Below are 26,832 nucleotides of genomic sequence, written 5' to 3' on the forward strand. Positions count from 1 at the left end.
TCGTACCTTTAATTTTTTATGGGTGCTATCTTAATGTGACTAATTCTTCTGCAATGGTTGGATGAATGGCAATAGTTTCATCAAAATCAGCCTTTGTTGCGCCCATTTTTATAGCAACCGCAAAGCCTTGTAATATTTCATCTACTTGTTCTCCTATCATATGACAACCCAGGATTTTGCCGGTTGATTGCAGAGTGATAAGTTTCAAGCAACAAGTTGACGGATGCGGAGAAAAAGCTGCTATCATTGGCGTGAATTGAGCTTCATAGCATTTGATATCGTCTGGATATTGAAGGCGGGATTGTGCTTCACTCATGCCAACCGTTGCAATAGGAGGATGACTGAAGACCACGGTAGGTATCAAGGAATAATCAACCTTAGCATCGATTTTATGATTGAATAAGCGCTCTGCTAATTGGCGACCTGCTTTAATTGCAACAGGCGTTAATTGCCATGTGCTAGCAACATCTCCAACAGCATAAATGCCTGGAACAGAAGTGTTTTGATAAGCATCCACTTGAATGAGACCCTTTTTATCAACTAAAACCCCACTTTTCTCAAGTTGTAGATCATTGATATTGCTCTTGCGACCGATTGCCCAGATAAGACAATCAACAGCGGGGAGATCTTTTTGATTTTCACATTCTAATATCAGTCCATCCGCATTTTCTTTGAGTGCACGTGGCGTGTGTTCTGGATATATGTTTATGCCATTGCTTTGGTATTGTGCTAATAGATTTTTGCTTAACATCGCATCGAAGTTTTTTAAGACGCGATCGCTTCTGTATGCCCAAGAAACATCACAACCAAAGCCATGCAGCATGCCGGCTAATTCGGCTGCAATATAACCTGCACCGACAATTGCAACACGCTTAGGCAAGGCTTTTAGTTCAAAAAAGCCATCAGAGTCGATGCCTAAATTATATCCAGGGATTTGGGGCCAGGCAGGTTGTGAGCCTGTGGCAATTAGAATATGGGGGGCACTGTAGCGTGTGCCATTAACGTCGATAGTATTTGTGTTATGAAAACGGCCTTTACCTTTTTGCACAATCACTTTGTTATTTTTAAGTTTCTTCTCATAGCCTGCATGTAATTTGTGGATATAGGCTTGTCGCTTTTCTATTAAAGTTTGCCAATCTAATTGAGGACTAAGCACCGTGAAGCCTAAGCCATTTGCTGTTTGGATTTGGCTGTATCGCTGACTAGCCATCCACATGATTTTTTTAGGAACACAGCCAACATTGACGCAGGTTCCACCTATGAGGCTTGCTTCAATCAGCAGTACTTTTGCCCCATATTCTGCTGCACGATTGGCTGTCGCAATTCCACCTGAACCACCGCCGAGTATGATTAAATCAAAGGTATTTGGCATTTTTATAACTTATTAAGGACTTCGTAGATCTTGGTGGGTATGTTAATCTTATTCTATGAGCACTGTCACCCATACAAAAAAATAAGGAGCATTGAATGTCTAACCCTTTGCTAACTGAATATGAATTACCACCTTTCAAATCCATTAATGTGCAAGATATTATGCCAGCTATTGAAAATGTTTTAGATGATAACTTAAAAAAAATAGAAAAACTAACCACAGAGCAGCCAAAAACTTGGGCTGATCTGATTAAGCCCTTAGAAGCATTAGACGATCGATTGCACCGAGCATGGTCTCCCGTTCGGCATTTAAATGCTGTCATGAGTTCAGAAGCTTTAAGAAAAGCATATAACGAATGTTTGCCTAAAATTTCCGATTACTCAACCCAAGTGGGACAAAACAAAGCCTTATATGAAGCTTTTTTAGCAATAAAAAATGCTCCAGAATTTTCCAATTTGGACAGTGCTCAAAAGAAAGTGATTCAAAATGCTTTGCGGGATTTTAAATTACAAGGTATTGCCTTATCTCCTGAAAAACAAGCGCAATTTAAATCTTTAAAAAAGCAACTGTCAGAATTGGAAAGTAAGTTCCAAGACAATGTATTAGATGCCACCGATCATTGGCATATGGATATTGAGGATAGTGCAAAACTAGCAGGTGTGCCTGAGGCTGATTTGGCACTTTTTGCTCAAAAAGCCACAGAAAACAAGGTGTCTGGTTATCGATTAACTTTGGATTTTCCTTGTTATTATGCAATTGCTACTTATGCGAAGGATAGGAAATTAAGAGAAACAATGCATGAGGCCTATGTCACACGCGCCTCTGATCAAGGGCCTTCAAAAGGTAACTTTGATAATAGTGCTATTATTGTGAGCATTTTAAAGATTCGAGATGAACTTGCAAAGTTATTAGATTATCCTACTTATGCGCATTATTCGCTTGAGAAAAAGATGGCACCTTCTGTCAATGCTGTTATGAGTTTTCTTGAAGAGTTAGCGTTGAAAGCAAAGCCATTTGCCCAAAAAGAGATAAATGAATTAGAAACCTATGCAAAAAAACAAGATAATATTGATCGCTTGCAACCTTGGGACACCAGTTTTTATTCGGAAAAATTACGTGAAGAGCAATTTTCTATCTCTCAAGAAGAATTAAGACCTTATTTTCCTGCGCATAAAGTAATAGAAGGGATGTTTAAAATTGTCAATAAAACCTTTGGCATTAGTGTTAAACCGATTCATTCTTTTGATGCCTGGCATGACAGTGTGCAGTTATTTGAGGTGATTGATAAGGATAATCTCTTAAGAGGTAAGTTCTATTTAGATTTATATGCACGCCCTAAAAAACGTCAAGGTGCGTGGATGGACGATGCCATTGGTCGTCGAAAAAAAGTAGATGCAAGTTTACAGACGCCAGTTGCCTATATAACCTGTAATTTTCGCCCAGGTATGGGAGATGAACCTGCATTATTAACGCACGATGAAGTAGTGACTTTGTTTCATGAGTTTGGTCATGCCCTTCACCATATGTTGACGCAAATTGATCACCTAGATATTTCTGGTATCAGCGGTGTGCCATGGGATGCTGTTGAGTTACCGAGTCAGTTTTTAGAAAATTGGTGTTGGCAAAAAGAGGCACTACCGATTATCTCTTCTCACTATCAAGATCAAAAGCCCTTGCCGGAGGAAATGTTTAATAAGCTATTGAGGACAAAGAATTTTCTCTCTGGTATGCATATTGCTAGACAGATTGAATTTGCGCTCTTTGATTTTCGCATTCATTTAGAATTTGATAGTCAGCAGAAAAATCAAGTGCAAACAATTTTAGATGAAGTGCGAAAAAAGGTTGCGGTTGTGCCAGCAGCATCCTATAACCGATTTCAGAACAGTTTCACACATATTTTCTCGGGTGGTTATTGTGCGGGTTATTACAGTTATCTTTGGGCTGAAGTTTTGGCCAGTGATGCCTTCTCTCGTTTTAAAGAGGAGGGTTTATTTAACCCACAAGTGGGCGCTGCTTTCATGCAACATATTTTGGAAAAAGGTGGTTCTGAGGAGCCTGAGGTCTTGTTTAGGCTTTTTAGGGGTAGAGCACATAAAATTGATTATTTGTTAGAGGATTATGGATTGTTGGTTTCATGAATGATTATCATCTGAAGCCGTAGAAAGGGGTTTTTAAGCCCCTATTCTATGCAGCATGGATCATTGGGCAGCTTGTGCTTTGTCTTTTCCGCTGCCATATTCAAAGTAGGATGCATTGAATTTTGTTTGAGTACCACTGAGAGAGGATATGTGTTGGTTCACTTTCTATTTTGGTTATAAAAACATATAATGAAAAAGTAAAAATAAGAAATACATTCTGGAATCATGTTAAAGCTACTTAAAAACTACCTTCCTGCAAACCTGTCTTTCGTCCTATGTCACATTCTGGCAATCGTGAGGTTTATTATGAAAAGAGCAAAACGCAGTAAAACGGAACGCGCTTTTAGACAAGGTTATCAACAAGGGGTGCATGGTCACCCTAAAGAAAATTGTCCTTTCCAATCGTTAATTGATGAACGAGAAAAATGGATGAGTGGTTGGAGGGAGGGCCACGCTGCATATGTAGCGGGCTACAGATTAGCGGACAATTTTCTCTAATCATGGACGCAAAGAAGGTAGTAAAAACCCCCAGATTTGGGGGTTTTTTTTGATATATACCCACAACAGATGATTCTTACCCGTAAAGGGCACAATGTCGGTTAGGCGGCAAGCGTTCGAGCAATAGGAGTGTATACAAAATACATGACTATTGTGAGATACGCGAAGCCAACAACACCGAAGATTTATCTGTGAAGGGGATACCCACAACCATGCTTAAATTTAATCAATCTAGATTACAGCTAAGAAACTCAAATATATTTTTATTGCCTTGCGCCAAGACAGATTAAAAATATATAATTTATCCTTTTGTAAGAAATTTTTAAAATGATTTTTATTAAAGATCTCGCCATTCAATACGGCGGCAAGTTGTTATTTGAAGGCGTTGATTTGCTCTTAAACCAAAGTAATCGCTACGCTATTGTAGGCGCTAATGGTACGGGTAAAAGTACTCTGCTACGTTTAATGATGCAAGAAGAATCGCCCAGCTTAGGTGAAATTGTTATCACCAAAAGTAAACAGGTTGGTTGGGTTAAGCAAGATCATTTTCATTATGAACAAAATAGAATTATTGATGTTGTATTAATGGGTAAAAGTGAGTTATGGAAGGCTCTTGCCGATAAAGATGCTTTACTCAATGCACCTTGGACAGATGCTTCAGCGGATCAGCTTGGGCACTTAGAAGAAACGATTGCGCATTACAATGGCTATGCGGCAGAAAGCCTTGCACATATTCTGCTGGAAGGTTTAGGCATACCACAATCAAAACATTTTGATACACTGAGTACGCTTTCTGGTGGTTATAAGATGCGGGTTCTTTTGGCACAAGCCTTATTTGAAGAGCCAGATATTTTATTATTAGATGAACCGACCAACCATTTGGATATCATGACCATTGCGTGGTTAGAGGCTTATCTGATTAATGAATTTAAAGGTTTATTAGTTTTTGTTTCGCATGATATTAAATTCTTAAATAAAATATCTACACATGTATTAGACATTGATTATGGTGAAGTCAGAGAATATGTGGGTGACTATAATCTTTTTTTGGTGAAGAAAAAAGAAATTGCAGAACAAAAATTGAGTGAGAAAAAATACGCAGAAGACAAGTTGGCGCATATGCAAAAATTTGTTGAGCGTTTTGGTGCAAAAGCAAGCAAGGCCCGTCAAGCACAATCACGCGTTAAAATGATGGAAAAAATAGAGCTGCCAGACATTAAAAACAGCTCCAGAATGAGCCCAAATTTCCATTTTGAATGCAAAAGACCTTCTGGGAAAGTAGTGTTAACGCTAGACAAAGTTGTCAAAACATATGGTGAAAAGAATGTTTTAAACAATGTCTCATTTTCTGTAAACAAAGATGAAAAAGTTGCTATTATTGGACATAATGGAATTGGTAAATCAACACTCTTAAAAATAGCAATGCAAGCTTTAGAACCTACTTCAGGAAAGAGCGAATGGGGCTATGAAACGCATGTATCCTACTTTGCACAAGATCATCATGAACAATTAAGCCAAAGCATGAGTGTCTTAGAGTGGTTAACACAGCAATGCCCCAAAGAGTCAAGCGCCAGTATTCGTAATGTATTAGGCCAAGTATTGTTTGTCAAAGAAGAGGTTGAGAGCAATATCTTACATATCAGCGGTGGTGAAGCTGCTCGACTTCTCGTTGCTAAAATGATGCTGGAAAAACCAAATGTTTTGGTCTTAGATGAGCCTACGAACCATTTGGATATTGAAGGCATTGAGGCATTGATTAAAGCTTTAAAAGCTTACAAAGGTACATTGATTCTGGTGAGCCATGATCGCCACTTCGTTGGACAGATTGTTAATCGAGTTGTCGCATTGTCTGAAACAGGCTACAAAGATTACAAAGGGACTTATAATCAATTCTTAAAATATTATGGAGAGGATTATCTTTCCCAGAGTTTTCTTGCTAAGAAATAGTAAGCATAGGCTTCGCAGCTGTTATGCCAGTGAAAACTCATAGGCGTCAACTTAAGCAATTTCTGGGATTCGATAAAACATTAGCACTTATATAAAAGATGTGATTTGGTGCGAAGCACCCTACGCCCACTTTGTTATCAAAGGGGGCAGCCGCTTGCGGCGGGGGATTTTAAAAGCAAAGATTAAAAAAATCCATCTGCTCACTAAAGCGAGCCTCTTCCCTTGACATCAAGGGAAGATAATCATTCACTTCGTTCATTTTTTTAGTATAAAAATTTTGTAAAGATCAGATAGAGCCTAGATATTTGTCTTCAGATCATCGCCCTTAAGCCGGCACAACCGTTAGAGGAATACAATTTTTGATGCGTTGCTCTTTTTTGATAGGGCAGATCGCATGGCCAAAAATGACTTCAAAAGTAACAGGATACTTATTGTCTTGTTGGCTATAGGTTTCTGAGAGCTTATCTAAATGTGAGCGTGGGGTAATCTGTTGTCTACGGTTTTGATGAATATTCCTTACGCCGGTGTATTTCAAATCTTTGAGTAATTGCCATACGCTCTCGTATTCGAAAATAATTTTTTCCATATCCATGACTACATTTTGAAACTGTAATTTTTGCAAATGATCGCCATAATCATGCATATCTGAAAATGAATTCACATGAGAGAAATTGTCTATTTTCTCAAAGGCCTTAAACAGCTCAAATAAAGTATCAGGCCCTGGTATGGTAAAGAGTAGCATGCCACCTGGCTTTAATACACGTTTAAAACTCTCCAGCGCACGCCCAAGATCACACCAGTGCAAAACAAGGTTACAAAAAATTAAATCAAATTGATTATCATCAAAGGGCAAGGTTTCAATATCGGCATGTACATAAACAGGTTTTTTTTGAAGCCAGGCATTTTTTTTACTTTGTGCTTGAGCCAGCATCTTTTGTGCAATATCTACACCCGTTATATTGCTTTTTGGATAAAGCTTTCTAAGCTGTTGTAAGAAATGACCTGTGCCACATCCTGCATCTAAGATATCTGTAAAAGAGCTTGTGATAAAACCAAGTCTCTCTATTAAGCGAGCGCCAATGACATTCTGTACAAAGGCATGTGCTTCATATTGAAAGGCTGCCTTATTAAAAGAGGCAATAACTTCTTTTTTACTATTCTGCATGCTGTACGCAAACCTGTGTTGGAATATAAGCTGTTTGATTATCAAATTGCATGCCAAGACTTTTTAGTAAAGCTTTGTCTGCAACCTGATCTCTATTATTAACGGTCAGTAATTTCTCGCCTAAAAAGAATGAATTCCCACCTGCGAAAAAAGCCAATGCTTGTGCTGCATCTGATAGTCTTTCTCGACCACATGAAAGTCGAATATAGGATTGTGGCATCATAATTCTGGCCACAGCAATTAAACGAATAAAGGCAATATCACCAATTGGTTTCTGGTTCTGATGTTCGAGCGGTGTGCCGACCACAGAAGTTAAATTGTTAATAGGCACGCTTTTGGGCTGAGGTGATAAATTGGCTAGATTCATAAGCAACGTCATTTGATCTTCAATGCTTTCTCCCATACCGACAATGCCACCGCAACAGGTCTTCAAACCAGCTGTTTGTACATTATGAATCGTTCTGAGTCTATCTTCGTAGTTCCGAGTGGTTGTCATTTCTGCAAAATATTCAGGAGAAGATTCTAAATTATGATTGTAATAATCTAAACCAGCATCCTTTAATTCATGCGCTTGCTCTGTTGATAATTGTCCAAGTGTTACGCAGGCTTCTAGATCGAGAGATTTAATAGTGGCAATCATTTCTTTAACTTTGCCTAATTGCGAGGCCGTAGGTTTGCGCCATGCAGCACCTAAGCATACGCGACTTGCACCCATTGCTTTAGCTTGTTTTGCTTTATGAAGTACTTCATCCGTTTTCATGAGCGGATAAACTTCAATTTTAGTATTATGATGTACACTTTGTGCACACCACTTACAATCCTCTGGGCATCCGCCTTGTTGAATATTGACCAAGGTTGAGGCTTGAATTTCATTTGGATTGAAATGCTGCCGATGAATAGTTTGCGCTTTAAACAGCAAATCCATCAATGGTAATTGATATAAATCAAATACCTGCTGAAGAGACCAAGTAGGAGTATGTGTCATAGTGCAGCTTACATAGTTCATTTTGATGTGGCTAGCATCATAAATTTATTAACTGAAACTTCAATGAGCGAGTGTGGAATGGTGAACAAGTGGTCAAAAATTATACAGAACTTAGTTGGCTTTTGTAAATCATCGATAGACAATACTTGCCATATTTGTTATCAAACAAACACAAATAATACAGAAATATGTGATACTTGCTGTCAGTGGTTGCCCTGGCTAAGAGAGGCTTGTCAGCATTGTGCTTATCCTCTTGTGGATGCTTTGCTGTGTGGGGCTTGTTTAGGGAAGAGGCACGACTTAGATCATTTGAAAGCTTTGTTTCGTTATGAACGCCCTATTAAGCAATTTTTGCTTAACCTTAAGTTTCAGCAAAAATTATATCCTGCACGGTTATTTGCTCAGTACTTTCTTGCGCATTTTGAACCTAATTTTTGTATGGATGCGATTATCGCGGTTCCGCTTGCGAAGGAGCGCTTAAAGGCACGAGGCTATAACCAAAGCATAGAAATAGCGAAAGGGCTTTCTAAGCAGTTGGCAATCCCATTATATACAGATGTTTTGTACAAAGAGCGGGATACGAAAAGCCAATCTGATTTGAATAAACAGCAACGTGAGCATAATCTTAAATATACTGATTTTAAGCTCTCTAGCTCATTCTCTGGCAAGCGGGTACTATTGATAGATGATGTTTATACCACGGGTACAACCTTGCGCTGTGTTGCAAAACAATTGAAAGCACAGGGTGTTGAGTATGTAGAGGCGTGGGTCATTTGCCGTTCATTGTGAAAAGTGCATTGGTTTGTGCTAATTCTTTAGATAAGAGGGATAATAAAGAGTGATATATGTCAATCAGATTACAAAGAAGCTTGCCACTGAATGCTAAATTTGGTTTTCATTATGGACATTTTGCAGAACTGCCAACAATAGAAGAGTTTTTTCGTTTTCAAAGTCGTTTGCCACATTTAAAAAATCAGCTTTATGCCTTAGATATTGCGGATGTTATGTCGTTACTGAATAAGGCGCATGGCTGTGTTTTTGAGCTGGAAATACCTGTATTAGGCTTCACAGATCCTGCGCTTGATTATGATCTGAATCCTTGGTTTGCTATCCCCATTGCTTTAAATGGTTTTGTTGCGAATGCACAAAGCCCTGAGTTATCCAAGGCACAGGTTTGGGTCAAAGATCTCGTAGACAATGAATATCCACTTTTGCAGGATAAGATGTGCCGAGTAGATTATGAGCAAATATTTCAAAAATTATCCACAGGATTTTATACTACGTTGAATTCAGTTTGTTATCGCTATACACGAGAACAAATCTTAGAAGGCAAAGACTTAGCGGTGCTTCCACAAGGCGAGTACTATCGAAATAAAATTTTGCTCTTTTTACCAAAAGCAAATATTGCATTTAAATTAAAAATTCTGATTCGAAATAAAGAAGGGATAGAGGTATTTAAAAATGAATTATATCTTTCTGCTGCACAAGAAAATGAAGTATCGGTAGAAACAAAATCACAATGGCGCGGCATGTCTGATAATGGAACCTTACAGATTGATTATTGTGTTTCAGAAAAAAGTAAATTAGAAGGCGCGCAGCACGTTATTTTGCATCTTTTATTACCGGAAAATAAAGGACTAAAATGGATGTTGTTCGGTAGTTCTGAGTGGACAACGACACATGAAGAAAAGCAATCTTGCTTAACACAATATTTCGGCTTAACAACACAAGCAACGCTTGATATATTAAAGCAGCTCATTCCCTATTCTTATTTTAGACAACAGATTACAAAAACGAAGCCTAAAGATACAAAAGGATTATCTTTGCCGATTAATGATTTCTCTACTTCTGAAAATGCTGCACAGATATTGTATCAGTATGTTATGTCCGGTATTCTGAATCGTTCGATACCACTCTATGCCTTAAGTGAGTATATTAAAAACAAGAGAAAAATATATGAACTACTTGAGCAGATTAATATTAATCATTGGTCTTTGAGTGATCAAATTGTTTTCAAACATTATCTTTTCCAACTTTCTTTTGGCCAGATTACAGCAGAGAGAGTGCTGGATAGTTTGGATTCATGTTTAAGTTTTGGACCCACGCATATAGAAGGTAGCATTATTGTGAAAACCAGTGGCGTCGCATTGGCAAAAAATCCAAATATAACCGCAAAGCTAGAAGTTTTAACGCGATCGCAAATTTTTCCACTTGAAAATGGTTTCGTTTTTGACTCATTTGCACCCACAGATCTGACAATTCAACATGAAGATATCCGTTTGAAAGGCAAAGATTTATGACAGCCACACAATTTGATATTGAAGTGGTGACCAGCTACTATCGCATTTTAGGGTTACCGCTCACGGCAACCCGAGAAGATATTCGACGTTCACGTAATCGACTCATTATGAAGTTTCATCCAGATAGACATATCAAGGGTTGGATTGCGGATGAAGTATCATTGGCGGATAGGGTAAGGTTGGTGCAAGAAGCTTATCAATACCTCATTGATCATTATGAGGAAATTGCCAAAGAGTTAAAAATTCTAGAAGAGAGTGTGTTATCGTCTCACACGCCAGATGCGATTCGCAGCCATTGGATCTATGCAGAAGTGAGTAAAATTAAAGGTTAATTTATTTTCTTCCTGTTGTTCTGGTGATAAGTTACCTGCTTTTGATGAAGCGCATTAGTTGTGTTTCTGTAAAAAACTGGGCATGATATGCATTAAGAAGTATCAGACAAGGATGTCTTGAGATGAACTGCCCTAAAATACTCATTTGGCTTTTATTTTTCTTCTTCTCTTCTGTTAATGCAAATACTGCTCATCAAACCGTGCAAATTGCGCTTTCTGCAAGCATTAAAGCCCCACTGGAATCAATCTGTGAGAAATTTGAAGAAGCAACGAAGTTTAAATGTAAGATTATTTCTGCATCTACAGGGCATTTGTATGCTCATGTGATGCATGGCGTGCAATATGATCTATTAGTTTCCTCAGATGAAACTTATTCTCAAGCACTTATTAATGCGGAGCGAGCACAGAGTGATAACCGTTTTATTCTAGCGGTAGGACGATTGGTTTTATGGAGTGCTGATAAATCATTCAGTAAAGATCAGCTTAAGCAAAAACTCATGGATGATAATACGGCTATTGCAATTGCAAATCCAAGTACTACCCCTTATGGTTTGGCAGCAAAAGAAATTCTGCAAGGCTACAATATATGGCATCGCATGCAAGGGCGTATCGTTTTTGGTTTAAACTTAAGACAGACTTTTCGTTTAATAGAAGAACAGCAAGCACCCTTGGGTTTTGTCGCATTGTCTCAGCTTTCAGAGCAAGACCGGAAAAATAAGAATTTCTGGGAGCCTGATCCTAATTCTTATCATCCAGTATTACATGAAGTATTGGTTTTAAAGCCGCTTGTTAAGAAAAGCGCAACAGAAGCCTTTCTTAACTTCATGCAGTCCAAAGATTCTTGTTCTGTGTTACGTGCAGCAGGATATGAGTGTTGGACTGAGTATTCCTCTATTTAATGAAAAATTAACGAATAGACGGTAACATTAGGTTTTGTAAATGAATGAACGAAGTGAATAATTTTCTTCCCTTGGTTTCAAGGGAAGAGGCTCGCTAAAGCGAGCAGAAGGATTTTTTTAGAATATTTGAAAATCCTTCTGTGCACCTAACGGCGCCTCTTTCTTTGATAACAAAGAAAGAAGTGATTCGCTACGCTCATCAGGAACACTATAATCAGTATTCAAAAGTAGCCATAATTTGCTTTTCGATGACAGAATTTTCAAAGCTGACAGGTGCGGATGCACTGGTAGCATTGGCAAACGACATCATACGTTCAGAGCGCATCATCGGCATGGCTTGGCCTTGCATTGCTTCATACATCTCAATGAGTTTAAGACTTGTGGCACCTTCATTTTTGGTTAATTGACTTGCCTTTTCTTTTGCATTTTGTAATGCATTTTCAAGCGCAGAAATTTCAAGTTGCCGTGTTTTCGAAAAAGATAATTTTGGCAATGGTTGATTAAGTGTCACAAAAGTAATTTGTGTTTGCACAGCTTGTATTGGCATAGAGGCTTCCTGATAAGCAATATCTTGCACTTTATTAAAAAGCTCTGAAAATCCATCCACTTTGGTAGTGCTAATTGAAATTTGCGTTGTTTTTTGAAAAGTGTTTTGGCATGCCGTTTCCGTGCCGTTTCGAGGCGTTATTCCGTAAAAAAGCTGAGTGTAGCCACCTTGTGTTGTAATGTGGTTATTGTTATCTTTTTGCGGAAATAAAACATTGAGCTTTTGATAGAGTTCAGCTGCCTTCTGATCGGCCGCATTACTGGCTTCAGACACAGTAGGATAACATTGGGCTTGTATGCTAAGTGTTAATTCAACAGAATCTGGCTCGCTGCTTGTTTTTCCAGTACCTATTACTTGAATTTTGCCAGCCAACGCCAAAGAGCAATAGCATGATAGAATCATGATCAATATTTTTTGCATAATAATGTACTCGTTTACTTAGGCATGTTCTTAGGATCAAAGTCAGCAACATTGGTTGCAAAACTCCAGTCATAGCCGTCTTTGTCTTTGAAGCTACAGACTCTATCACCCCAAAACATATCTGTCGGTTCAAAGAGTATCTCAGCACCTTGTGTTTGCGCATGTTTATAGAAAGCCTCAACATCTTTCACATAAACATAAAACCCAATGGGAGACTGAATATTTTGAGAGGCTGGTGTTTGTTTTGTCATGCCCCAAGCGCCTTCTGGTGCTAGCGTTATTCGAGCATCATATAATTTCAGCTCTGCATGCATGATCTCACCATTGAAACGTATAGGCTGTTTAACTAATTCGAACATAAACATTTCTCTATAGTAATGAATGGCTTTATCAGCATTTTTGACTGTAAGATGAGGGATCATGCCAGGTGAGTCAATTGGCTTGTAGGGACGTTCATCCATTTGTAAGGCTCCATATTTTACGTCTGTACACCAAAGTATATCAGATCAGACGGGATATTATAGATGCTATATTTAACAGAGAAACTAACAAACATATACATCAAAGCGATGTGCGCGAGCCTTATACTGCATGGTTGGCTTTTTGATGAGTACCGGACTTTGTAAAGGTCTTTTTACAACAACGCGGTTCTTTGCTTTGGAGAGCGCTATTTCAATGAGTGTTTCGGCATCTTCATCGGCGCCAATGATGGACTGTAAATATTGGCTTTCTTTCTTGGGCAATGCAGACTTCGTTTTTTTAGGGAACATTGGATCACAATAAATAATCTCAAAGTCAGGTCCTGAATAGGTTGTTAGAAACTCAATGGCACAAATATGGATGAGTTCTATTCTTTGCAATAATGTTTGTAAGGATTCAACATTACGGGCTTGCGTCAATGTTTGTTCTAAACCTTGAAAGATTTTTGGATGTCTTTCCAGTAAAACGATTTTTTCACTGACGCTTGCCATAATCAGAGCATCACGTCCTAAACCTGCGGTTGTATCAAGCACGGTTTTATAGCGCCCCTTACCAATTGCTTTGATCAGCAGTTCTTGTGGAATATTGGCGCGCGTCAATCGTTGGTTGAGTGTGGGCTTCTCATCCAAATAGAGTGAAGAAAATATTTTCTCCCATTCAAATTTAGTAGATGAGTTCATATACGTTATGGCATTCAATAGTAATGACAATTAAGAAAAATAAAATGGTAATGCTGAGCAAGGCTTTGTTAGCAACCCAGCCAATGATTTTCTTTTCGCTTTGGTGATTGCTAAGGCGCCACACCATCAGTGCTGGCAAAATACCCAGTAACAAGGATACGAAGATACCGGCGAAACTCAGCGCGAACGTAAAACCTTGTGGGAAAAAATAGACAAAGAGCAGTGGCGGCAAGAAGGTAATCGCCGATAATCCTATTTTTCCACCAATATTTCTTTTAATTTTCAGGCCATCTGCTAAGAAATCAAACAAAGATAAACACACGCCCAAAATAGAAGTAAATAAAGCAAACACAGAAAAATAGCTCATTCCCTGTGTGATGAAAGGATGATTGAATTTTTGATGGAGTTGTTTTGGTAGCTCTGTGACAGGGTTACCACTCATTCCTACCGTAGTAAGAGAAATATCACCTGAGAAAGGTAGGGTTCCTAAAATGAGTAATTCCCATAAGAGATACATAAAAAGTGGGATAATACTGCCAACAATGATAACACGATACAATTGTTGATGATTGCCTTGTAGATAATGTGTCAGGGTTGGCACAATGATGGCATAGCCAAAAGCAGTAATAATCAAAGGCAAAGGCTGTAAATCAAATTTAGGTTTGATGGCAAAGAGCAGTTCTGATTCAACATGTTGCATGGTAACCAGCGACAGTAAAATGAAGGCGGCAAATAAACCCAACATGAGAATTCTGTTGATAAGGTCGGTGATGTAGGTGCCACAGAAAATAATTGCCATAATAGAAATTGTTGCAATAATGGCCGCAGTATTGCTGCTGATGGGGTTTTGAAAATATTCAAAGAAATGCATGACCCAGCTGCTTGCACCTGTGAGATAGGAGGCAGATAAGGCATAAAAGAGTATTAAATAAGTGCCCCATGTAATCCACTTGCCCATCTTGCCCAGATAAAGCTCACTCATGCTGACCATGTTGGTGCCAAAGCCAGCGCTTAAATTGGCTTCTAGGACACATAAGGCGCCAATGGTCATAAAGAACCAGCAGATAAAATAAGTAAGTGTTGCGCCAATGAAACCTAATTGTGCGGTAGCAATGGGTAAAGCTAATACAGCAGCGCCTACGGATGTTCCAATAATGAGTAACACCGCACCAACAGAATTCTTAAGAGACATGACAACTTATCCTATTTTAATACTACTTTAGGCTAATGTTTTTTGTTGTTGATAAAAAGCTAACCAAGCACCAAACCATCCAAGCAAGCAGCTATAAAAGCAGAGAGATAAAATTTCACTCAATTTCAGTGCTTGAATAGAGATCACCCCATCGTAAAGGTGGGTCAATGTTTGCGCTGGTTCTTTAATAACAAGTGTTGCAGCACTGATGATTAGGGTGCCGATGATTGCACCTAATATGCCGTAAAATAATCCACGATATAAGAAGGGGCGACGTATGAATGCACGTGTTGCGCCAATCAGATTGAGTACCTCGAGTTCTTCTTTATGTTTTTCTAAGGCAAGGCGCATGGTATTTCCAATGATAAATACTACGCCTAAGCCTATCAGTATACCCAAGCAGTTTGATAAAACCTGACCCAAGCGAATAATAGCATGAAGCTTTTCCACCCATTCATAATCTAAATCAACGGATTTTACAAAGGGAAAAGCAGATAAAGTATTTTTGATATTCATGGCTTGTTGGTACTGTGTCAGACTCGGATCGAGCTGCACGATGACCATGCCTGTTAAGGGGTTTTCAGGGAGTAACGCTAAGATACTGTCGATATCAACTTGTTGCTTAAATTCATCCAAAGCCTTGTCTGCAGGAATATAGGCTATAGATACTATTTCTGGATATTTCTCTTTTATCTTAGCTTGGAGGCTTAAGATTTCTGGCTGCGGTGTGTTGTGACTGAGATAAAGCGTCAGTGAGCCTTGATATTCAAAGTGAGAGGCAACGGATTGAACATTCTTAAGCAAGGCATGTAATCCCAGAGGCAAGCTCAGCGCAATACCGATTGCCAGTACCGTCATAAAGGTTGCAAAAGGTGTTTGTGCTAGATTTCTAAAGCCTAATTTAAAAGCAATAAGATGCGAGCCGAGAATTTGCGTTGATACTTTTCTAGGACTCCAAATGCTAGAATAGGCGCCTCTTTTATGTGCATTATTACTTGCTTGTTCTTTTCTGCGAAACTGTTTGAAGCGCTCAGCCATGTTGAGCCTCCCATTTGGTAGCCGGTTGGATATTGGTTGGGCTGGGTAATAGTTTTCCTTGCGCAATATGAATAGAGCGAAATGGCAAGTGTTTGATAAGTCCTGCATCGTGTGATGCAATCAGCAGCGTCACGCCTACTTGGTTAAATTGTGCAAACAATTTGAAAATTTCTAAGGAAAGTTCTGGATCAAGGTTACCCGTTGGTTCATCTGCCAAAACGATTTTGGGTTTATGCACAATCGCGCGCGCTATCCCAACACGCTGTTGCTCGCCTTCTGATAATTGTAAAGGCTTCTGTAATTCCTTGTGTAGGAGGCCGACACGATTTAATGCCGCTCTTACACGTTTGATCAATTCTTGTCTTTCAAAGCCTGCAATCACCAAAGGCATGGCAACATTTTCAAAGACGCTATAGTGGTTCAATAATTTGGGATTTTGACTAATGAATCCAATTTGTCTGCGATAGTAAGGGATATGGTGCTGGTTAATTTGATTTAAATTTTTACCGCCCACAATGATTTGCCCTTTGGTAGGACGTTCTAGAAGCGCAAGCATTTTCAAGAGTGTACTTTTGCCAGCACCAGAATGACCTTGCAAAAAGACCATTTCTCCAGACATGATTTGCAATGACATATCATCCATTGCAACATGACCGCTGGGGTATTTTTTTGTTACATTTAGTAAAGTGATCACATTGATTTACCTGTTATTGAGCTTCTATTCTTGCCATTTTGCGCTCCCTGCCTGCGCTACTCCCAACTATACTGCCAAACTAAGCCAGGTGACAATGACTATTTCTGAGACAGCGACCCATGTTTTAGTTAGAATTATATCTTTGTGCTGGTTGTGATATTACTTGTATTTTCAAACAATGCATCCACAAATGCCTGCGCTTCAAAGGGCCTTAAGTCATCAATGCTTTCACCCACGCCAATAAATCGGATAGGCAGCTTTAATTCATTGGCAATCGCAAAAATAATGCCCCCTTTTGCTGTGCCATCCAGTTTCGTGATGACAATGCCAGTTAGATTAAGCAAACTGTGAAAAACCCGAGCTTGTTGTAAGGCATTTTGACCGGTTGAGGCATCTAAAACCAACATGACCTCATGAGGGGCGTTGGGTATAATTTTTTGTGTTACACGCAAAATCTTTTTTAACTCTTCCATTAGATTTTCACGGGTATGTAGTCGGCCAGCTGTGTCAGCGATCAGAACATCAACATTTTTTGCAGTGGCAGATTGAACAGCGTCGTAAATCACAGATGCGCTGTCAGCGCCGGTATGTTGTGCAATGACAGGCACTTGGTTACGTTCGCCCCAGACTTGTAATTGTTCAATAGCGGCGGCTCTAAAAGTATCGCCAGCTGCGAGCATAACAGATTGCTTGTTTTGTTTGAATTTTTGTGCAAGTTTTCCGATTGTCGTCGTTTTTCCTGCACCATTTACACCAACCATGAGTAACACAAATGGTTTTTGTGAGGGTTGTAAATTGAGGGGCTTTTCACAAGGCTTTAGAATGTCTAGTAAAGCTTGTTGGAGTGCCTGATAAACTGCTTGGGGATCTTTGAGCGTTTTGCGTGAGATTTGTTGGGTGAGAGAATCAATAATCTTTTGAGTTGCATCTACCCCAACATCTGCAACCAATAATAATGTTTCCAAATCTTCCAAAAGCTCAGCATCAATGGTTTTTTTGCCTAAGAATAAATTAGCTAAGCCTTCGGTTAGGGTTGTTCTTGTTTTGGTGAGTGATTGTTTAAGCTTTTGAAACAATGAAATTTTTGTTGGTGTTTCGACGGGTGCTTCGACAGGCATTTCAGCTTGTCTTTCGATAGGCGCTGCCGTTGGTACTTCAACGAGTGATTCTTCAGTGGTTATGGGTGGCTGAGCAAATGCTTCCGTTGCGATGTGTTCGTTTGTGTCCGCTGCCTTATCGGAGCTTGGAACTTCTGGGATAGTCGTTGTATCCTCTGTTTCTTCAGTTTTTTCTACCGCGAGGCCTGTTTGAGTGGCTATATGTTCTTCAACATGCGTGTCTGTTGAAATTGTTTCGAGGCTTTCTACTGAATCATTTGAATCATTGGGGATGCTGGCCTGCGCTTCTGGTGCAGGTGTTTCAGGTGCTTTCACCATTTTACGGAAAAATTTTAACATAGCGTAACTACATTCTTTTTAAGTCTATTTATTGTAAGGTATTGTATCCTATCATCCAGAGTAGATAGCACCAAGCAAGAGATCAGTCACCATGAGAAATATTTTGTTAACTGTCTTATTTATGGCGCCCATTGCAGTAGGATATTGTATGCAAAAAAGTGTTACACAAGAATTCAAGTTAGATAACGGCCTTGTATTAGTGGTACGAGAAGATCACCGCTCACCCTCGGTTGTTGCACAAATGTGGTATCGCGTTGGCTCTGCAGATGAGCACGGTGGTATCACTGGTATCTCTCATGCGCTTGAGCACATGATGTTTTTGGGTACTCAAGCGGTTCCAAACGATCAATTCTCAAAGAAAATTGGCAGCTTAGGTGGCTATGAAAATGCCTTCACCTCAGAAGATCAAACAGTGTACTACGAAGAAATTGGCAAGCAACATTTAGAGACCTGCTTGCAGTTAGAAGCAGATCGCATGAAACATTTGCAGTTTAAGCCGGATGAGGTGCTTCGCGAATTAGAAGTGATTAAAGAAGAGCGGCGCTTGCGTGTCGAGGATGATCCACAAAGCCTAACATGGGAACGTTTTATGGCCGCTGCGAATGTTGGGGGCGCCTATCATAATCCTGTTATTGGCTGGATGGAAGATATCACGCAATTATCATTGCAGGATTTAAAAGAATGGTACGAAAAATGGTATGCTCCTAATTTTGCAACCTTGGTGGTTGTGGGGGATGTAAATGCAGAAGAAGTCTATGCATTGGCACAAAAATATTTTGCACATATTCCTGCCTCTTCAGCCATAAAGCCAAAAGCAAAACCGCAAGTCGCACCATTAGGTAAACGCACCATTGAGGTACATGCAAAAGCGAATTTGCCATTTCTCATGTTGGGTTATGATGTGCCCAGTTTTTCAAGCAAAGCACTAGAGCAAAGAATATATGCATTGATGGTGTTACAATCCGTGCTAGATGGTGGTTTGAGTGCGCGTTTTGAAAAAGAATTAGTGCGTTCTCAAGCAGTGGCTGCTGAAGTGGGGGCGCATTATGATCCCTATCAACGTTACAATACACAATTTGTGATCAATGCAACGCCCAGTGAAGGCACAGACAATGCACTTTTGCTAAAAAGTATTGAGACAGAGATTGAGAAATTGGCTGAAACGCTGGTTTCTGATGATGAATTAAAACGCGCTAAAATGAACCTTGTGTCTGGGTATATTTATGAAAAAGATTCAACAAGCCAGCAGGCAATGCTGCTTGGTAAATTAAAAACTTTAGACTTGAATATTGATATGATGGATACCTTTGAGTCAAAGATTCAATCGATCACAGCAGAGGACGTTCAGACTGTTGCGAAAGAGTTTTTTACTGATAAAAGACAAACCATAGCGTGGCTTATCCCTGAAACACTATCATAACGGAAGCGCAAATGCTTAGATCATTCACAAAGAAAAATTTTATCGTTGGGGCTGTATTAACAGCCATTGTTGCGATCGTGATTGGGTTTAAATATTTTTCTGACCAGGCAAAAGAAGGAAGTAACATGAAACTGCTTTCCCCTCAAGCTTTCAAAAGCTATCAATCCTTAGAGGGTGTTATTAACATTCATCATTGGCAAAATAAATGGGGTACAAATGTATATTTTGTTAGAGCACCAGAATTGCCTATTGTAGACGTGCGCGTCATTTTTGATGCGGGTAGTGCACGTAACCAAAATGCTATTCCACTGGCATATTTTAGCAATTTCTTATTGAATCATGGAACAGCTGCTCACAATGCAGATAAAATAGCGGCAGAATTTGAAATGTTGGGTGCTCAATATTCTGCGGGTGCTTATCGTGATATGGCTTTTGTGAACATAAGAAGTTTATCTGAAGCAAAGTACTTAGATAAGGCGATTGCACTGTATGCTGACGTTATCAGTAAACCACAATATGATGAAGCTTCTTTAAGCAGAGAGAAGCAAAATGCTATTTCTATGTTAAAACTCCAAGCGCAGACACCGCAGTCTATTGGTGAGAAAGCTTTTTTTGAAGCACTTTATCCTGAAAATACTTATGCTTATTGGGAATTAGGAGATGAGAAAAGCATTCAGAAAATTAAGCCCAAAGATTTAAATCTTTTTCATCAAAATTTTTATGTACAAAATAATGCGGCCGTTATTATTGTAGGTGATGTATCTTTAGAAAATGCCAATGCCATTTCTGAGCAAGTATTGGAAGGATTGCCTGCAGGACAAAAAGCACCTACCTTGGCATCTGTGAAGATGCCAATCAAACAGATAGAGAAGAAAATAAAATTTTCTTCTACGCAAACCCATATTATGTATGGTATGCCGGTCTTAAAGCGCCAAGATCCTGATTATTATTCTTTAGTTGTGGGTAATCATATTTTAGGTGGTAACTCTCAAAACAATCGTGTCTTTGATACTGTGCGTGGCAAGCATGGTTTGGCATATTCTGCGTATAGCTATTTCCAACCGATGGCAGAAGCTGGGCCTTTTATGATGGTGTGTCAAACACGCGCAGAAGAAGCAGCACGTGCTAAAGGCTTATTAGAGAGTCTCTTAAAAGATTACATAGCGCATGGGCCAACGGAAGATGAATTGGCCGAAGCTAAGCAAAATCTATTGGGCGGCTATCCTTTATTATTTGATAGTAATAGTAATATTGCATCACAATTATCTATCTTAGGGTTCTATGATTTACCCTTAGACTATTTTAACCAATATCAAAATAACGTAGACAAAGTAACAACAGCCTCTATTAAAGATGCTTTTGCACGACGTATTGATTTGAAGAAGATGGTTACGGTAATGGTAGGAGAGTCAACATAGGTAAGCTCAGAATTATTGCAGGCAAATGGAAAGGGCGCAAAGTAGATGTTTTAGAAAGCAATCAATTGCGCCCTACTGCAGATAGAGTGCGGGAAACATTGTTCAATTGGTTGATGCATGACATTGTTTCTGCTCATTGTTTAGATTTATTTGCAGGTACGGGCATTTTAGGGCTTGAAGCATTGTCTCGTGGTGCTGCTTTTGTGAGCTTTATTGAGCAAGATAAGGTGTTGACGCAGCATTTAAAGATTTTATTGCAGCGTTTGACCGTGACAGCAGAAGAAATGGAAGTGATATCAAGTGATGCGCTACATTGGTTGGATAGACAGTCCGCTGCCAAGCGCTATGATATTGCTTTTGTTGATCCTCCTTTTGCTTTCGATATTTATCCTATCTTAAACAAAATTGCTGAAAATAAGATCATGAATGAGAATGCTATAGTATATATAGAGCAAGGTGAGGCATTAGTGCCTGAGCATTTGCCTAAATCATGGCATTTATATAAGCATCAAAAGAGCGGTCAGGTTCATTACCATTTAATTCGGTGCGGGAGGTAAGGTGGAAGTCTTTTTAGTTGGCGGTGCTATTCGGGACGAATTACTCGGTTTGCAGATCAAAGAGCGTGATTGGGTTGTGGTGGGTGCTACTGTTAAAGATATGCAGAAAATGAATTTTAGACAGGTTGGAAAATCCTTTCCTGTCTTTTTACATCCTGATACAAAAGAGGAATTTGCATTAGCTCGTACTGAAGCTAAAGTGGGGCCTGGTTATCATGGTTTTAAATTTAATTTTGCGCCTACGGTAAGCTTGGAAGAAGATTTGGGACGCAGAGATCTCACCATTAATGCCATTGCAAAAAATGAAGCGGGCGATCTCATTGATCCTTATGGGGGATTGCAGGATATTGGTGATAGAATTTTAAGGCATGTTTCACCGGCTTTTAAAGAAGATCCCGTGCGTGTACTACGCGTAGCACGTTTTGCTGCCAAGTTAGAGCATTTAGGTTTTCAATTAGCACCAGAAACGGAAGCACTCATTAAAGAGATGGTTCAAGCCGGTGAGCTTGAGCATCTTGTGCCAGAACGTGTTTGGAAAGAAACAGAGCGCGCATTACAAGAAAAAGGGCCTGTTGCATTTATAAAAGTTTTAAGAAAAACGCATGCGCTGAGAGTGATTTACCCAGAATTAGATAAGCTCTATGGTGTGCCACAATCTGCAGATGTGCATCCAGAGATTGATACCGGCTTGCATAATGAAATGGTACTTTGGCAAGCTGCGCGCCTTTCTGGAGTAGCCGAGGTGCGCTTTGCTGCACTCATGCATGATTTGGGTAAGGCATTGACCCCTGAAGATAAATTGCCTAAGCATCCAGGTCATGAAGAAACAGGCCAAAAAGTATTAGAAGGCTTGTGTGATAGACTTAAAGTCCCAAGTAAATTCAAAGAATTGGCTGTTTTGATGATGCGCTATCACGGTGACTGTCATGATGCTTTGAGCATGTCAGCACAAGAGATCCTCATTTTTCTTGAAAGGGCCGATGCCTTTAGAAGGCCAGAACGATTTAGGCAATTTCTCATTGCTTGTGAAGCAGATTCTCGTGGTCGTTTAGGTTTTGAACATGTGAAATATGAGCCTCGCGCTTTATTAGAAGAAGCTTTTTATGCAGCTGATTTTATAAATGCACGCGAAATTCTAAAAGACAAAGAAATCAAAGCAGAGCAAATAAAAGAAGCGCTTTTTAATGCGCGCGTGAATGTGATCGAAACAGTGAGACAGCGCCGATTGAAAGATAGAAAAACGACTGAAAAAGAGTAAAATTGCGTGTGTGAAAAATACTGCCTGTGGGAAGTCAGTATTTTTCACAGTCTGTGTTGATAATCTCGAATTGAAAAACCTTGTAGTGCGCCCTCAAATTTCTTTCCAAGAGCAATCACTTTAAAGAGTTCACCCATTTCATGGGGTTGCAATAGCATTTGTAGCGCATGGGATTGAACTGCGCGTTGTTTCTCATCTTGAGAAATACTTATGTTTTCTAAAATATTTAAGGCTAATAAAAAACTAGCCTGATTGGTATAGCCTAGGGTATTTAATCCCAATGCCTGTGCGGCATTATGTAATTGGCTGAAATTCACGTGTGCTGTGATATCTTGTTCTCCTACTTGGCTAAAGTAATTGGCATGTGTTTGATGTTTGTAGTGGCACATTAGGGTGCCTTCTGAGCGATCAGGATGATAAAAAGTGTGCCTATCAAAACCATAATCAATAAACAGCATAACGCCTTTTTCAAGGACAGTGGACAATTCACTTATCCATGTATCAATATTGGTATTAATTTCACTGATATAATTGCTTGGTAGAGCTTCTTCGAGTTGCGACATCTCTCTTTCTACACAATGGATGAATGTTGGATCGGTGCTTTTTTCAAAAAATAATACAAAATCGCCGTCTTGTTGCCGATCTTTTACATCGACAAAACCTTGTAATGCTTGCGTGTTATGGGAGTGTTGAAAAATTTCTATGGGTAAGGCATCTAAAAATTCATTACTGATAATCGTGCCCTGAAAAGCTTTAGGTAAATCGGAGAGTTGTTGTACCCATTCTATATGGTGTGCTAAATCGGGTATTTGTCTTGAAAGATACTCTTTTTGTTTGGTAATCAGTGCTGGGCTGATTTCTAAAATAAAATATTTCTCTGGTAAGGCTTGGTGCGTTGCCAAAGTAGATAAGATGTCAGTAGCCATTTTGCCACGACCTGCGCCCAGTTCTAAAAGATAATGGGGCTTTTTTTCTAATTGGCTTTGTATCTCTATGATCTGTCTTGCAATGCACTCTGAAAATAAAGAAGACATATGTGGTGCAGTGCTAAAATCGCCTTGTGCACCAATATTTATCGCAGAATTACAATAATACCCTAATTCTGGATGATACAGCGCTAAATGCATGAATTCAGAAAAAGGAATGGGGCCTTTGTCAAGAATATACGCTTTGATAAGCGTGGCCAGTGGGGTAGAGATGTTTTGTGTATGCATCATGGATAATCGTTTACTTATAGCTTACGCTGCCGTTCAATGGTAAAAACAATCGCCTTTGCTTGTAAATTAGCATAGGGCTTGTTAATAGAGAGTTTGATCCAAGGCGTTGCAAATTGTTCAAACAGTGATTGTACTAAGCGGTTTGCTAAGGTTTCTATGAGTTGAAAATGATGGGTCGCGGCAAATTGCTGAATATGCAGAATGATTGCATCATAATCGATGGTTTCTGCTAATTGATCGCTGCCTTCAGACAGTGGTGGTAAAGCATAGGCGATATCCACGATTAGGGTTTGAGGGACTGTTTTTTCCCAGTCATACACACCTATTAAGGTATTTAACTTAATGGTTTTGATTTCTATAATATCCATGTGGAGCCTCTGTTGTGGATTTGCGCTTCAAACCTAACCATGATCTTGTCTTAAATCAGAGCAGTATAGTCACAGCGCATGAGCTTTTGGGTAGGCGTCAAGCCTCGAGCAACCGGAATGTACATAAAAGTACATGAGGATTGCGAGATGGCGAAGACAACACCCCCAAAAATTCATGTGTGAAGACTATAATCCTGTTATGATGAGCGCCATTCATAAGAGCCAAAGATACTAAGCCTGTCGCAAATGTCAAATTTAATCTCCTTCTTGCCTTTAGGTTTGTTGTTTATTGCTACCTATTTATTAGCATCGCTTTCATCTGCCATTGTTGTCTGTCGATTATTTTCTTTGCCAGATCCCAGAACCACAGGCTCTAAAAATCCAGGCGCAACCAATGTATTGCGTATTGGCAGTAAACTCCCCGCTTTTCTAACCTTGCTGGGTGATGTGCTCAAAGGTTTTATTCCGGTACTTGTCGCTGCGCAGCTCTTCCAGGAACCCACTTATACGGCTTGGGTATTGTTTGTGGCTTTTTTAGGGCATTGTTTTCCACTTTACTATGGTTTTGAAGGGGGCAAAGGGGTTGCAACGGCATTGGGTAGTCTTTTTGCTTTTTCTTGGTTGGTTGGTGCGTGTACAGCAGGCCTTTGGTTATTTATGGCCTTTATTTTTCGCTTTTCTTCTTTGGCTTCTTTGGTCTCTTTAAGCGTATGCCCTCTTTTTGCATACGCATTTATTTCCAGTTATGCTGCCATTCCTTTGTGTATGCTTGCAATTATTGTCATTTATCGTCATCGCGCAAATGTAGTACGTTTGTGGCAAGGTACAGAAAGTAAAATTGGTAGCAAGAAAAAAACCTAGCAGAAAAAATGTCCCTTGCGTTGCTCAAAGCATCTATGCCTTGAGTAAAGGGCTAGGTATTATTTTTGTAAAATTAAGCTGATTTCTCAGGTGCCTTTAATTCACTCAATGGCCAGCGTGGGCGTACCTGTATAGAAAAATCACTTTTCTCATCACGCATGAGACGTTGTGCGCCTGCATAGGCAATCATTGCACCATTATCCGTGCAATATTTCAGCGGGGGGAAATAAATATGGCATTCTTCTTTTTCAGCCAAAGCAGAGAGTGCTTTTCTTAAAGTCAGATTAGCAGATACACCGCCTGCAACGACTAAACGGCTAATGCCTGTTTGTAACAGTGCTCGGTGCATTTTTTTGCATAAAATATCGGCAATGGTTTCTTCAAATTGTGCTGCAATATCGGCTTTGTTCTCGTCGGAGAGCTCAGTTTTATGAATGACATTGGCTACATGGGTTTTAAGACCGCTGAAACTGAAATTTAAATCCTCTCGATGTAGTAACGGACGAGGAAATTGAAATTTTTTCGCATTGCCATTTTGAGCTAATTTTTCTAGGTGTGGCCCCCCTGGATAAGGAAGCCCTAAGAGTTTGGCAGTTTTATCAAAAGCTTCACCAACCGCATCATCCAGACTTTCACCCAAGATTTCATAGTCGCCTAAAGTGCGAACACTGATAATTTGCGTGTGGCCACCAGAAATGAGGAGTGCAAGAAAGGGAAATGAGGGCGCTGGCTCTGCCAGCATAGGCGCGAGTAAATGTCCTTCTAAATGATGGACACCGATGGTTGGAATTTTCCAAGCAAAGCCTAAGCCTTGTGCAATAGTGGCACCCACCATCAGTGCACCTGCAAGTCCTGGGCCTTTGGTATAGGCAATACCATCAATATCTTCTGATTTTAGCTGCGCAGCCTCTAATACAGCACTGATGAGCGGTATTACTTTTTGGATATGGTCGCGAGAAGCAAGCTCTGGAACCACGCCACCATATTTTTGGTGTGATAGCTGGCTGTATAGGGCGTCTGCTAATATGCCTCTTTCACTATCATAAATAGCGATTCCGGTGTCATCACAAGAGCTTTCTATCCCCAAAATACGCATTTAGCTTAACCTTTATCTGAAATCAGTGTAAAATTACTTGCCTAGATTACTCTTTGCAATTAAAAAATGGTGAGTCTTGTGCTTCGGTTGGCAGTCCTTCAGTAGGATGTCTCCGTTTCAGCAAGAACCCAAATGTCAAATTTGAGTAGCTTAGTCAGTTTATATCGAGGTATTATTTTGTAATTCGCTGTAAAGTTCAACAGCCAGCTTAGTATTTTCCTTGAAAAAGAAAAAAAGTTATATAAACTTATATAACCTGAAGTTAACTAGCATATAAGGGGTGAATGTTCAATGCCTGGAATTAAAGTTCGGGATAACGAAGGCTTCGATTCAGCAGTGCGTCGATTCAAACGTGTTGTAGAGAAGTCAGGTATTTTGTCTGAAATGCGTCGTCGTGAATTCCACGAAACACCTTCTATGAAGCGTAAGCGTGCCTTAGCTGCAGCAGTGAAACGTTATCGCAAAAAACTCAATCGCGATGGCAAGGGTGGAA

The 26,832-nt window shown here is 39.6% G+C and carries 25 protein-coding genes and 1 pseudogene; 13 read left to right on the forward strand and 13 right to left on the reverse strand.

Features of this window, described 5'->3' with window-relative positions:
- Positions 1–25: 25 nt before the first annotated feature.
- A complete protein-coding gene (gene gorA, locus CC99x_RS00150) occupies positions 26–1,372 on the reverse strand; it encodes a glutathione-disulfide reductase (protein ID WP_057624433.1) in 1,347 nt (448 codons plus the stop codon).
- A gap of 95 nt (positions 1,373–1,467) precedes the next feature.
- Here gorA and CC99x_RS00155 point away from each other — a divergent pair, with 95 nt between their 5' ends.
- The 3 genes from CC99x_RS00155 to CC99x_RS00165 all read left to right on the forward strand — a co-directional run bounded on the left by CC99x_RS00155 (position 1,468) and on the right by CC99x_RS00165 (position 5,955).
- The gene (locus CC99x_RS00155) at positions 1,468–3,510 is read left to right on the forward strand and encodes a M3 family metallopeptidase (RefSeq protein ID WP_057624434.1); all 2,043 of its coding nucleotides are present in this window, start codon (positions 1,468–1,470) and stop codon (positions 3,508–3,510) included.
- A gap of 306 nt (positions 3,511–3,816) precedes the next feature.
- The gene (gene rmf / locus CC99x_RS00160; protein ID WP_057624435.1) at positions 3,817–4,008 is read left to right on the forward strand and encodes a ribosome modulation factor; all 192 of its coding nucleotides are present in this window, start codon (positions 3,817–3,819) and stop codon (positions 4,006–4,008) included.
- A 327-nt stretch (positions 4,009–4,335) separates the two neighbouring features.
- Positions 4,336–5,955 (forward strand): ABC-F family ATP-binding cassette domain-containing protein, encoded by a 1,620-nt coding sequence (locus CC99x_RS00165; RefSeq protein WP_057624436.1) that lies wholly within the window; start codon positions 4,336–4,338, stop codon positions 5,953–5,955.
- A 325-nt stretch (positions 5,956–6,280) separates the two neighbouring features.
- Here the strand turns inward: CC99x_RS00165 and bioC are convergent, their stop codons facing one another.
- Both bioC and bioB read right to left on the reverse strand, forming a co-directional pair.
- Positions 6,281–7,120 carry a malonyl-ACP O-methyltransferase BioC gene (bioC, locus tag CC99x_RS00170; protein WP_057624437.1) on the reverse strand — a complete coding sequence of 280 codons (840 nt, stop codon included), beginning with the start codon at positions 7,118–7,120 and terminating at the stop codon, positions 6,281–6,283.
- Positions 7,110–8,105, reverse strand: a complete 996-nt coding sequence (gene bioB / locus CC99x_RS00175) for a biotin synthase BioB (protein ID WP_200953445.1) — start codon at positions 8,103–8,105, stop codon at positions 7,110–7,112. The genes bioC and bioB overlap by 11 nt, the downstream gene beginning before the upstream one ends.
- Positions 8,106–8,183: 78 nt before the next feature.
- Between bioB and CC99x_RS00180 the strand changes: the two genes are divergently transcribed.
- The 4 genes from CC99x_RS00180 to modA all read left to right on the forward strand — a co-directional run bounded on the left by CC99x_RS00180 (position 8,184) and on the right by modA (position 11,636).
- On the forward strand, positions 8,184–8,894 hold the full coding sequence (locus CC99x_RS00180) for a ComFC family protein (RefSeq protein ID WP_158003206.1): 711 nt from the start codon (positions 8,184–8,186) through the stop codon (positions 8,892–8,894).
- 56 nt (positions 8,895–8,950) lie between these two features.
- Complete coding sequence (locus tag CC99x_RS00185; RefSeq protein WP_057624440.1) at positions 8,951–10,405, forward strand: hypothetical protein; 1,455 nt, start codon at positions 8,951–8,953, stop codon at positions 10,403–10,405.
- On the forward strand, positions 10,402–10,737 hold the full coding sequence (locus CC99x_RS00190) for a J domain-containing protein (protein ID WP_057624441.1): 336 nt from the start codon (positions 10,402–10,404) through the stop codon (positions 10,735–10,737). Before CC99x_RS00185 ends, CC99x_RS00190 begins: the two co-directional genes overlap by 4 nt.
- A 122-nt stretch (positions 10,738–10,859) precedes the next feature.
- Positions 10,860–11,636, forward strand: coding sequence for a molybdate ABC transporter substrate-binding protein (gene modA / locus CC99x_RS00195; RefSeq protein ID WP_057624442.1), 777 nt, complete (start codon positions 10,860–10,862; stop codon positions 11,634–11,636).
- 214 nt (positions 11,637–11,850) lie between these two features.
- Here modA and CC99x_RS00200 read toward each other — a convergent pair whose 3' ends face one another.
- The 7 genes from CC99x_RS00200 to ftsY form a co-directional block, all read right to left on the reverse strand.
- A complete protein-coding gene (locus CC99x_RS00200; protein ID WP_057624443.1) occupies positions 11,851–12,603 on the reverse strand; it encodes an SIMPL domain-containing protein in 753 nt (250 codons plus the stop codon).
- A 14-nt stretch (positions 12,604–12,617) separates the two neighbouring features.
- A complete protein-coding gene (locus CC99x_RS00205) occupies positions 12,618–13,064 on the reverse strand; it encodes a VOC family protein (RefSeq protein WP_057624444.1) in 447 nt (148 codons plus the stop codon).
- An 84-nt stretch (positions 13,065–13,148) separates the two neighbouring features.
- Positions 13,149–13,763, reverse strand: coding sequence for a class I SAM-dependent methyltransferase (locus CC99x_RS00210; protein ID WP_057624445.1), 615 nt, complete (start codon positions 13,761–13,763; stop codon positions 13,149–13,151).
- The gene (locus CC99x_RS00215) at positions 13,747–14,955 is read right to left on the reverse strand and encodes an amino acid permease (protein ID WP_057624446.1); all 1,209 of its coding nucleotides are present in this window, start codon (positions 14,953–14,955) and stop codon (positions 13,747–13,749) included. The genes CC99x_RS00210 and CC99x_RS00215 overlap by 17 nt, the downstream gene beginning before the upstream one ends.
- Before the next feature lie 27 nt (positions 14,956–14,982).
- Positions 14,983–15,993, reverse strand: a complete 1,011-nt coding sequence (gene ftsX, locus CC99x_RS00220) for a permease-like cell division protein FtsX (RefSeq protein WP_057624447.1) — start codon at positions 15,991–15,993, stop codon at positions 14,983–14,985.
- The gene (locus tag CC99x_RS00225; RefSeq protein ID WP_141651896.1) at positions 15,986–16,687 is read right to left on the reverse strand and encodes a cell division ATP-binding protein FtsE; all 702 of its coding nucleotides are present in this window, start codon (positions 16,685–16,687) and stop codon (positions 15,986–15,988) included. The genes ftsX and CC99x_RS00225 overlap by 8 nt, the downstream gene beginning before the upstream one ends.
- 134 nt (positions 16,688–16,821) lie before the next feature.
- Complete coding sequence (ftsY, locus tag CC99x_RS00230) at positions 16,822–18,144, reverse strand: signal recognition particle-docking protein FtsY (protein ID WP_057624448.1); 1,323 nt, start codon at positions 18,142–18,144, stop codon at positions 16,822–16,824.
- A 148-nt stretch (positions 18,145–18,292) separates the two neighbouring features.
- Here ftsY and CC99x_RS00235 point away from each other — a divergent pair, with 148 nt between their 5' ends.
- Genes CC99x_RS00235 through CC99x_RS00250 form a run of 4 tightly spaced genes read left to right on the forward strand, consistent with a single transcriptional unit; the run spans position 18,293 to position 22,797 of the window.
- Complete coding sequence (locus tag CC99x_RS00235) at positions 18,293–19,564, forward strand: M16 family metallopeptidase (protein ID WP_158003207.1); 1,272 nt, start codon at positions 18,293–18,295, stop codon at positions 19,562–19,564.
- 11 nt (positions 19,565–19,575) lie between these two features.
- A complete protein-coding gene (locus CC99x_RS00240) occupies positions 19,576–20,982 on the forward strand; it encodes a M16 family metallopeptidase (RefSeq protein WP_057624450.1) in 1,407 nt (468 codons plus the stop codon).
- A gap of 14 nt (positions 20,983–20,996) precedes the next feature.
- On the forward strand, positions 20,997–21,539 hold the full coding sequence (gene rsmD / locus CC99x_RS00245; protein WP_235528079.1) for a 16S rRNA (guanine(966)-N(2))-methyltransferase RsmD: 543 nt from the start codon (positions 20,997–20,999) through the stop codon (positions 21,537–21,539).
- Position 21,540: 1 nt separating this feature from the next.
- Positions 21,541–22,797 carry a multifunctional CCA addition/repair protein gene (locus tag CC99x_RS00250; protein WP_057624452.1) on the forward strand — a complete coding sequence of 419 codons (1,257 nt, stop codon included), beginning with the start codon at positions 21,541–21,543 and terminating at the stop codon, positions 22,795–22,797.
- A gap of 44 nt (positions 22,798–22,841) precedes the next feature.
- Here CC99x_RS00250 and CC99x_RS00255 read toward each other — a convergent pair whose 3' ends face one another.
- Both CC99x_RS00255 and CC99x_RS00260 read right to left on the reverse strand, forming a co-directional pair.
- A complete protein-coding gene (locus CC99x_RS00255) occupies positions 22,842–24,014 on the reverse strand; it encodes a class I SAM-dependent methyltransferase (protein ID WP_057624453.1) in 1,173 nt (390 codons plus the stop codon).
- Between the two features lie 14 nt (positions 24,015–24,028).
- Positions 24,029–24,382, reverse strand: coding sequence for a dihydroneopterin aldolase (locus CC99x_RS00260; RefSeq protein WP_057624454.1), 354 nt, complete (start codon positions 24,380–24,382; stop codon positions 24,029–24,031).
- Between the two features lie 246 nt (positions 24,383–24,628).
- On the opposite strand from CC99x_RS00260, the gene plsY reads away from it, so the two are divergent.
- Positions 24,629–25,243, forward strand: a complete 615-nt coding sequence (gene plsY / locus CC99x_RS00265) for a glycerol-3-phosphate 1-O-acyltransferase PlsY (RefSeq protein ID WP_077065399.1) — start codon at positions 24,629–24,631, stop codon at positions 25,241–25,243.
- 73 nt (positions 25,244–25,316) lie between these two features.
- Here plsY and tsaD read toward each other — a convergent pair whose 3' ends face one another.
- Positions 25,317–26,339, reverse strand: a complete 1,023-nt coding sequence (gene tsaD / locus CC99x_RS00270; protein WP_057624455.1) for a tRNA (adenosine(37)-N6)-threonylcarbamoyltransferase complex transferase subunit TsaD — start codon at positions 26,337–26,339, stop codon at positions 25,317–25,319.
- A gap of 291 nt (positions 26,340–26,630) precedes the next feature.
- Here tsaD and rpsU point away from each other — a divergent pair.
- A pseudogene (gene rpsU, locus CC99x_RS00275) lies at positions 26,631–26,819 on the forward strand (30S ribosomal protein S21); the annotation flags it as partial.
- Positions 26,820–26,832: the final 13 nt, after the last annotated feature.

Origin of the sequence: Candidatus Berkiella cookevillensis (assembly GCF_001431315.2) — a bacterium.
Lineage (GTDB): Bacteria > Pseudomonadota > Gammaproteobacteria > Berkiellales > Berkiellaceae > Berkiella_A > Berkiella_A cookevillensis.

Bases quoted from the DNA above. Each gene is read 5' to 3' on its own strand.
- plsY (WP_077065399.1), top strand. From the start codon at position 24,629: ATGTCAAATTTAATCTCCTTCTTGCCTTTAGGTTTGTTGTTTATTGCT.
- CC99x_RS00180 (WP_158003206.1), top strand. From the start codon at position 8,184: ATGGTGAACAAGTGGTCAAAAATTATACAGAACTTAGTTGGCTTTTGT.
- rmf (WP_057624435.1), top strand. From the start codon at position 3,817: ATGAAAAGAGCAAAACGCAGTAAAACGGAACGCGCTTTTAGACAAGGT.
- CC99x_RS00215 (WP_057624446.1), bottom strand. From the start codon at position 14,955: ATGTCTCTTAAGAATTCTGTTGGTGCGGTGTTACTCATTATTGGAACA.
- tsaD (WP_057624455.1), bottom strand. From the start codon at position 26,339: ATGCGTATTTTGGGGATAGAAAGCTCTTGTGATGACACCGGAATCGCT.
- ftsX (WP_057624447.1), bottom strand. From the start codon at position 15,993: ATGGCTGAGCGCTTCAAACAGTTTCGCAGAAAAGAACAAGCAAGTAAT.
- bioB (WP_200953445.1), bottom strand. From the start codon at position 8,105: ATGACACATACTCCTACTTGGTCTCTTCAGCAGGTATTTGATTTATAT.
- CC99x_RS00200 (WP_057624443.1), bottom strand. From the start codon at position 12,603: ATGCAAAAAATATTGATCATGATTCTATCATGCTATTGCTCTTTGGCG.
- CC99x_RS00165 (WP_057624436.1), top strand. From the start codon at position 4,336: ATGATTTTTATTAAAGATCTCGCCATTCAATACGGCGGCAAGTTGTTA.
- CC99x_RS00240 (WP_057624450.1), top strand. From the start codon at position 19,576: ATGCTTAGATCATTCACAAAGAAAAATTTTATCGTTGGGGCTGTATTA.
- CC99x_RS00255 (WP_057624453.1), bottom strand. From the start codon at position 24,014: ATGATGCATACACAAAACATCTCTACCCCACTGGCCACGCTTATCAAA.
- modA (WP_057624442.1), top strand. From the start codon at position 10,860: ATGAACTGCCCTAAAATACTCATTTGGCTTTTATTTTTCTTCTTCTCT.
- CC99x_RS00185 (WP_057624440.1), top strand. From the start codon at position 8,951: ATGTCAATCAGATTACAAAGAAGCTTGCCACTGAATGCTAAATTTGGT.
- CC99x_RS00155 (WP_057624434.1), top strand. From the start codon at position 1,468: ATGTCTAACCCTTTGCTAACTGAATATGAATTACCACCTTTCAAATCC.
- ftsY (WP_057624448.1), bottom strand. From the start codon at position 18,144: ATGTTAAAATTTTTCCGTAAAATGGTGAAAGCACCTGAAACACCTGCA.
- CC99x_RS00205 (WP_057624444.1), bottom strand. From the start codon at position 13,064: ATGGATGAACGTCCCTACAAGCCAATTGACTCACCTGGCATGATCCCT.
- CC99x_RS00235 (WP_158003207.1), top strand. From the start codon at position 18,293: ATGCAAAAAAGTGTTACACAAGAATTCAAGTTAGATAACGGCCTTGTA.
- CC99x_RS00210 (WP_057624445.1), bottom strand. From the start codon at position 13,763: ATGAACTCATCTACTAAATTTGAATGGGAGAAAATATTTTCTTCACTC.
- CC99x_RS00260 (WP_057624454.1), bottom strand. From the start codon at position 24,382: ATGGATATTATAGAAATCAAAACCATTAAGTTAAATACCTTAATAGGT.
- CC99x_RS00190 (WP_057624441.1), top strand. From the start codon at position 10,402: ATGACAGCCACACAATTTGATATTGAAGTGGTGACCAGCTACTATCGC.
- gorA (WP_057624433.1), bottom strand. From the start codon at position 1,372: ATGCCAAATACCTTTGATTTAATCATACTCGGCGGTGGTTCAGGTGGA.
- bioC (WP_057624437.1), bottom strand. From the start codon at position 7,120: ATGCAGAATAGTAAAAAAGAAGTTATTGCCTCTTTTAATAAGGCAGCC.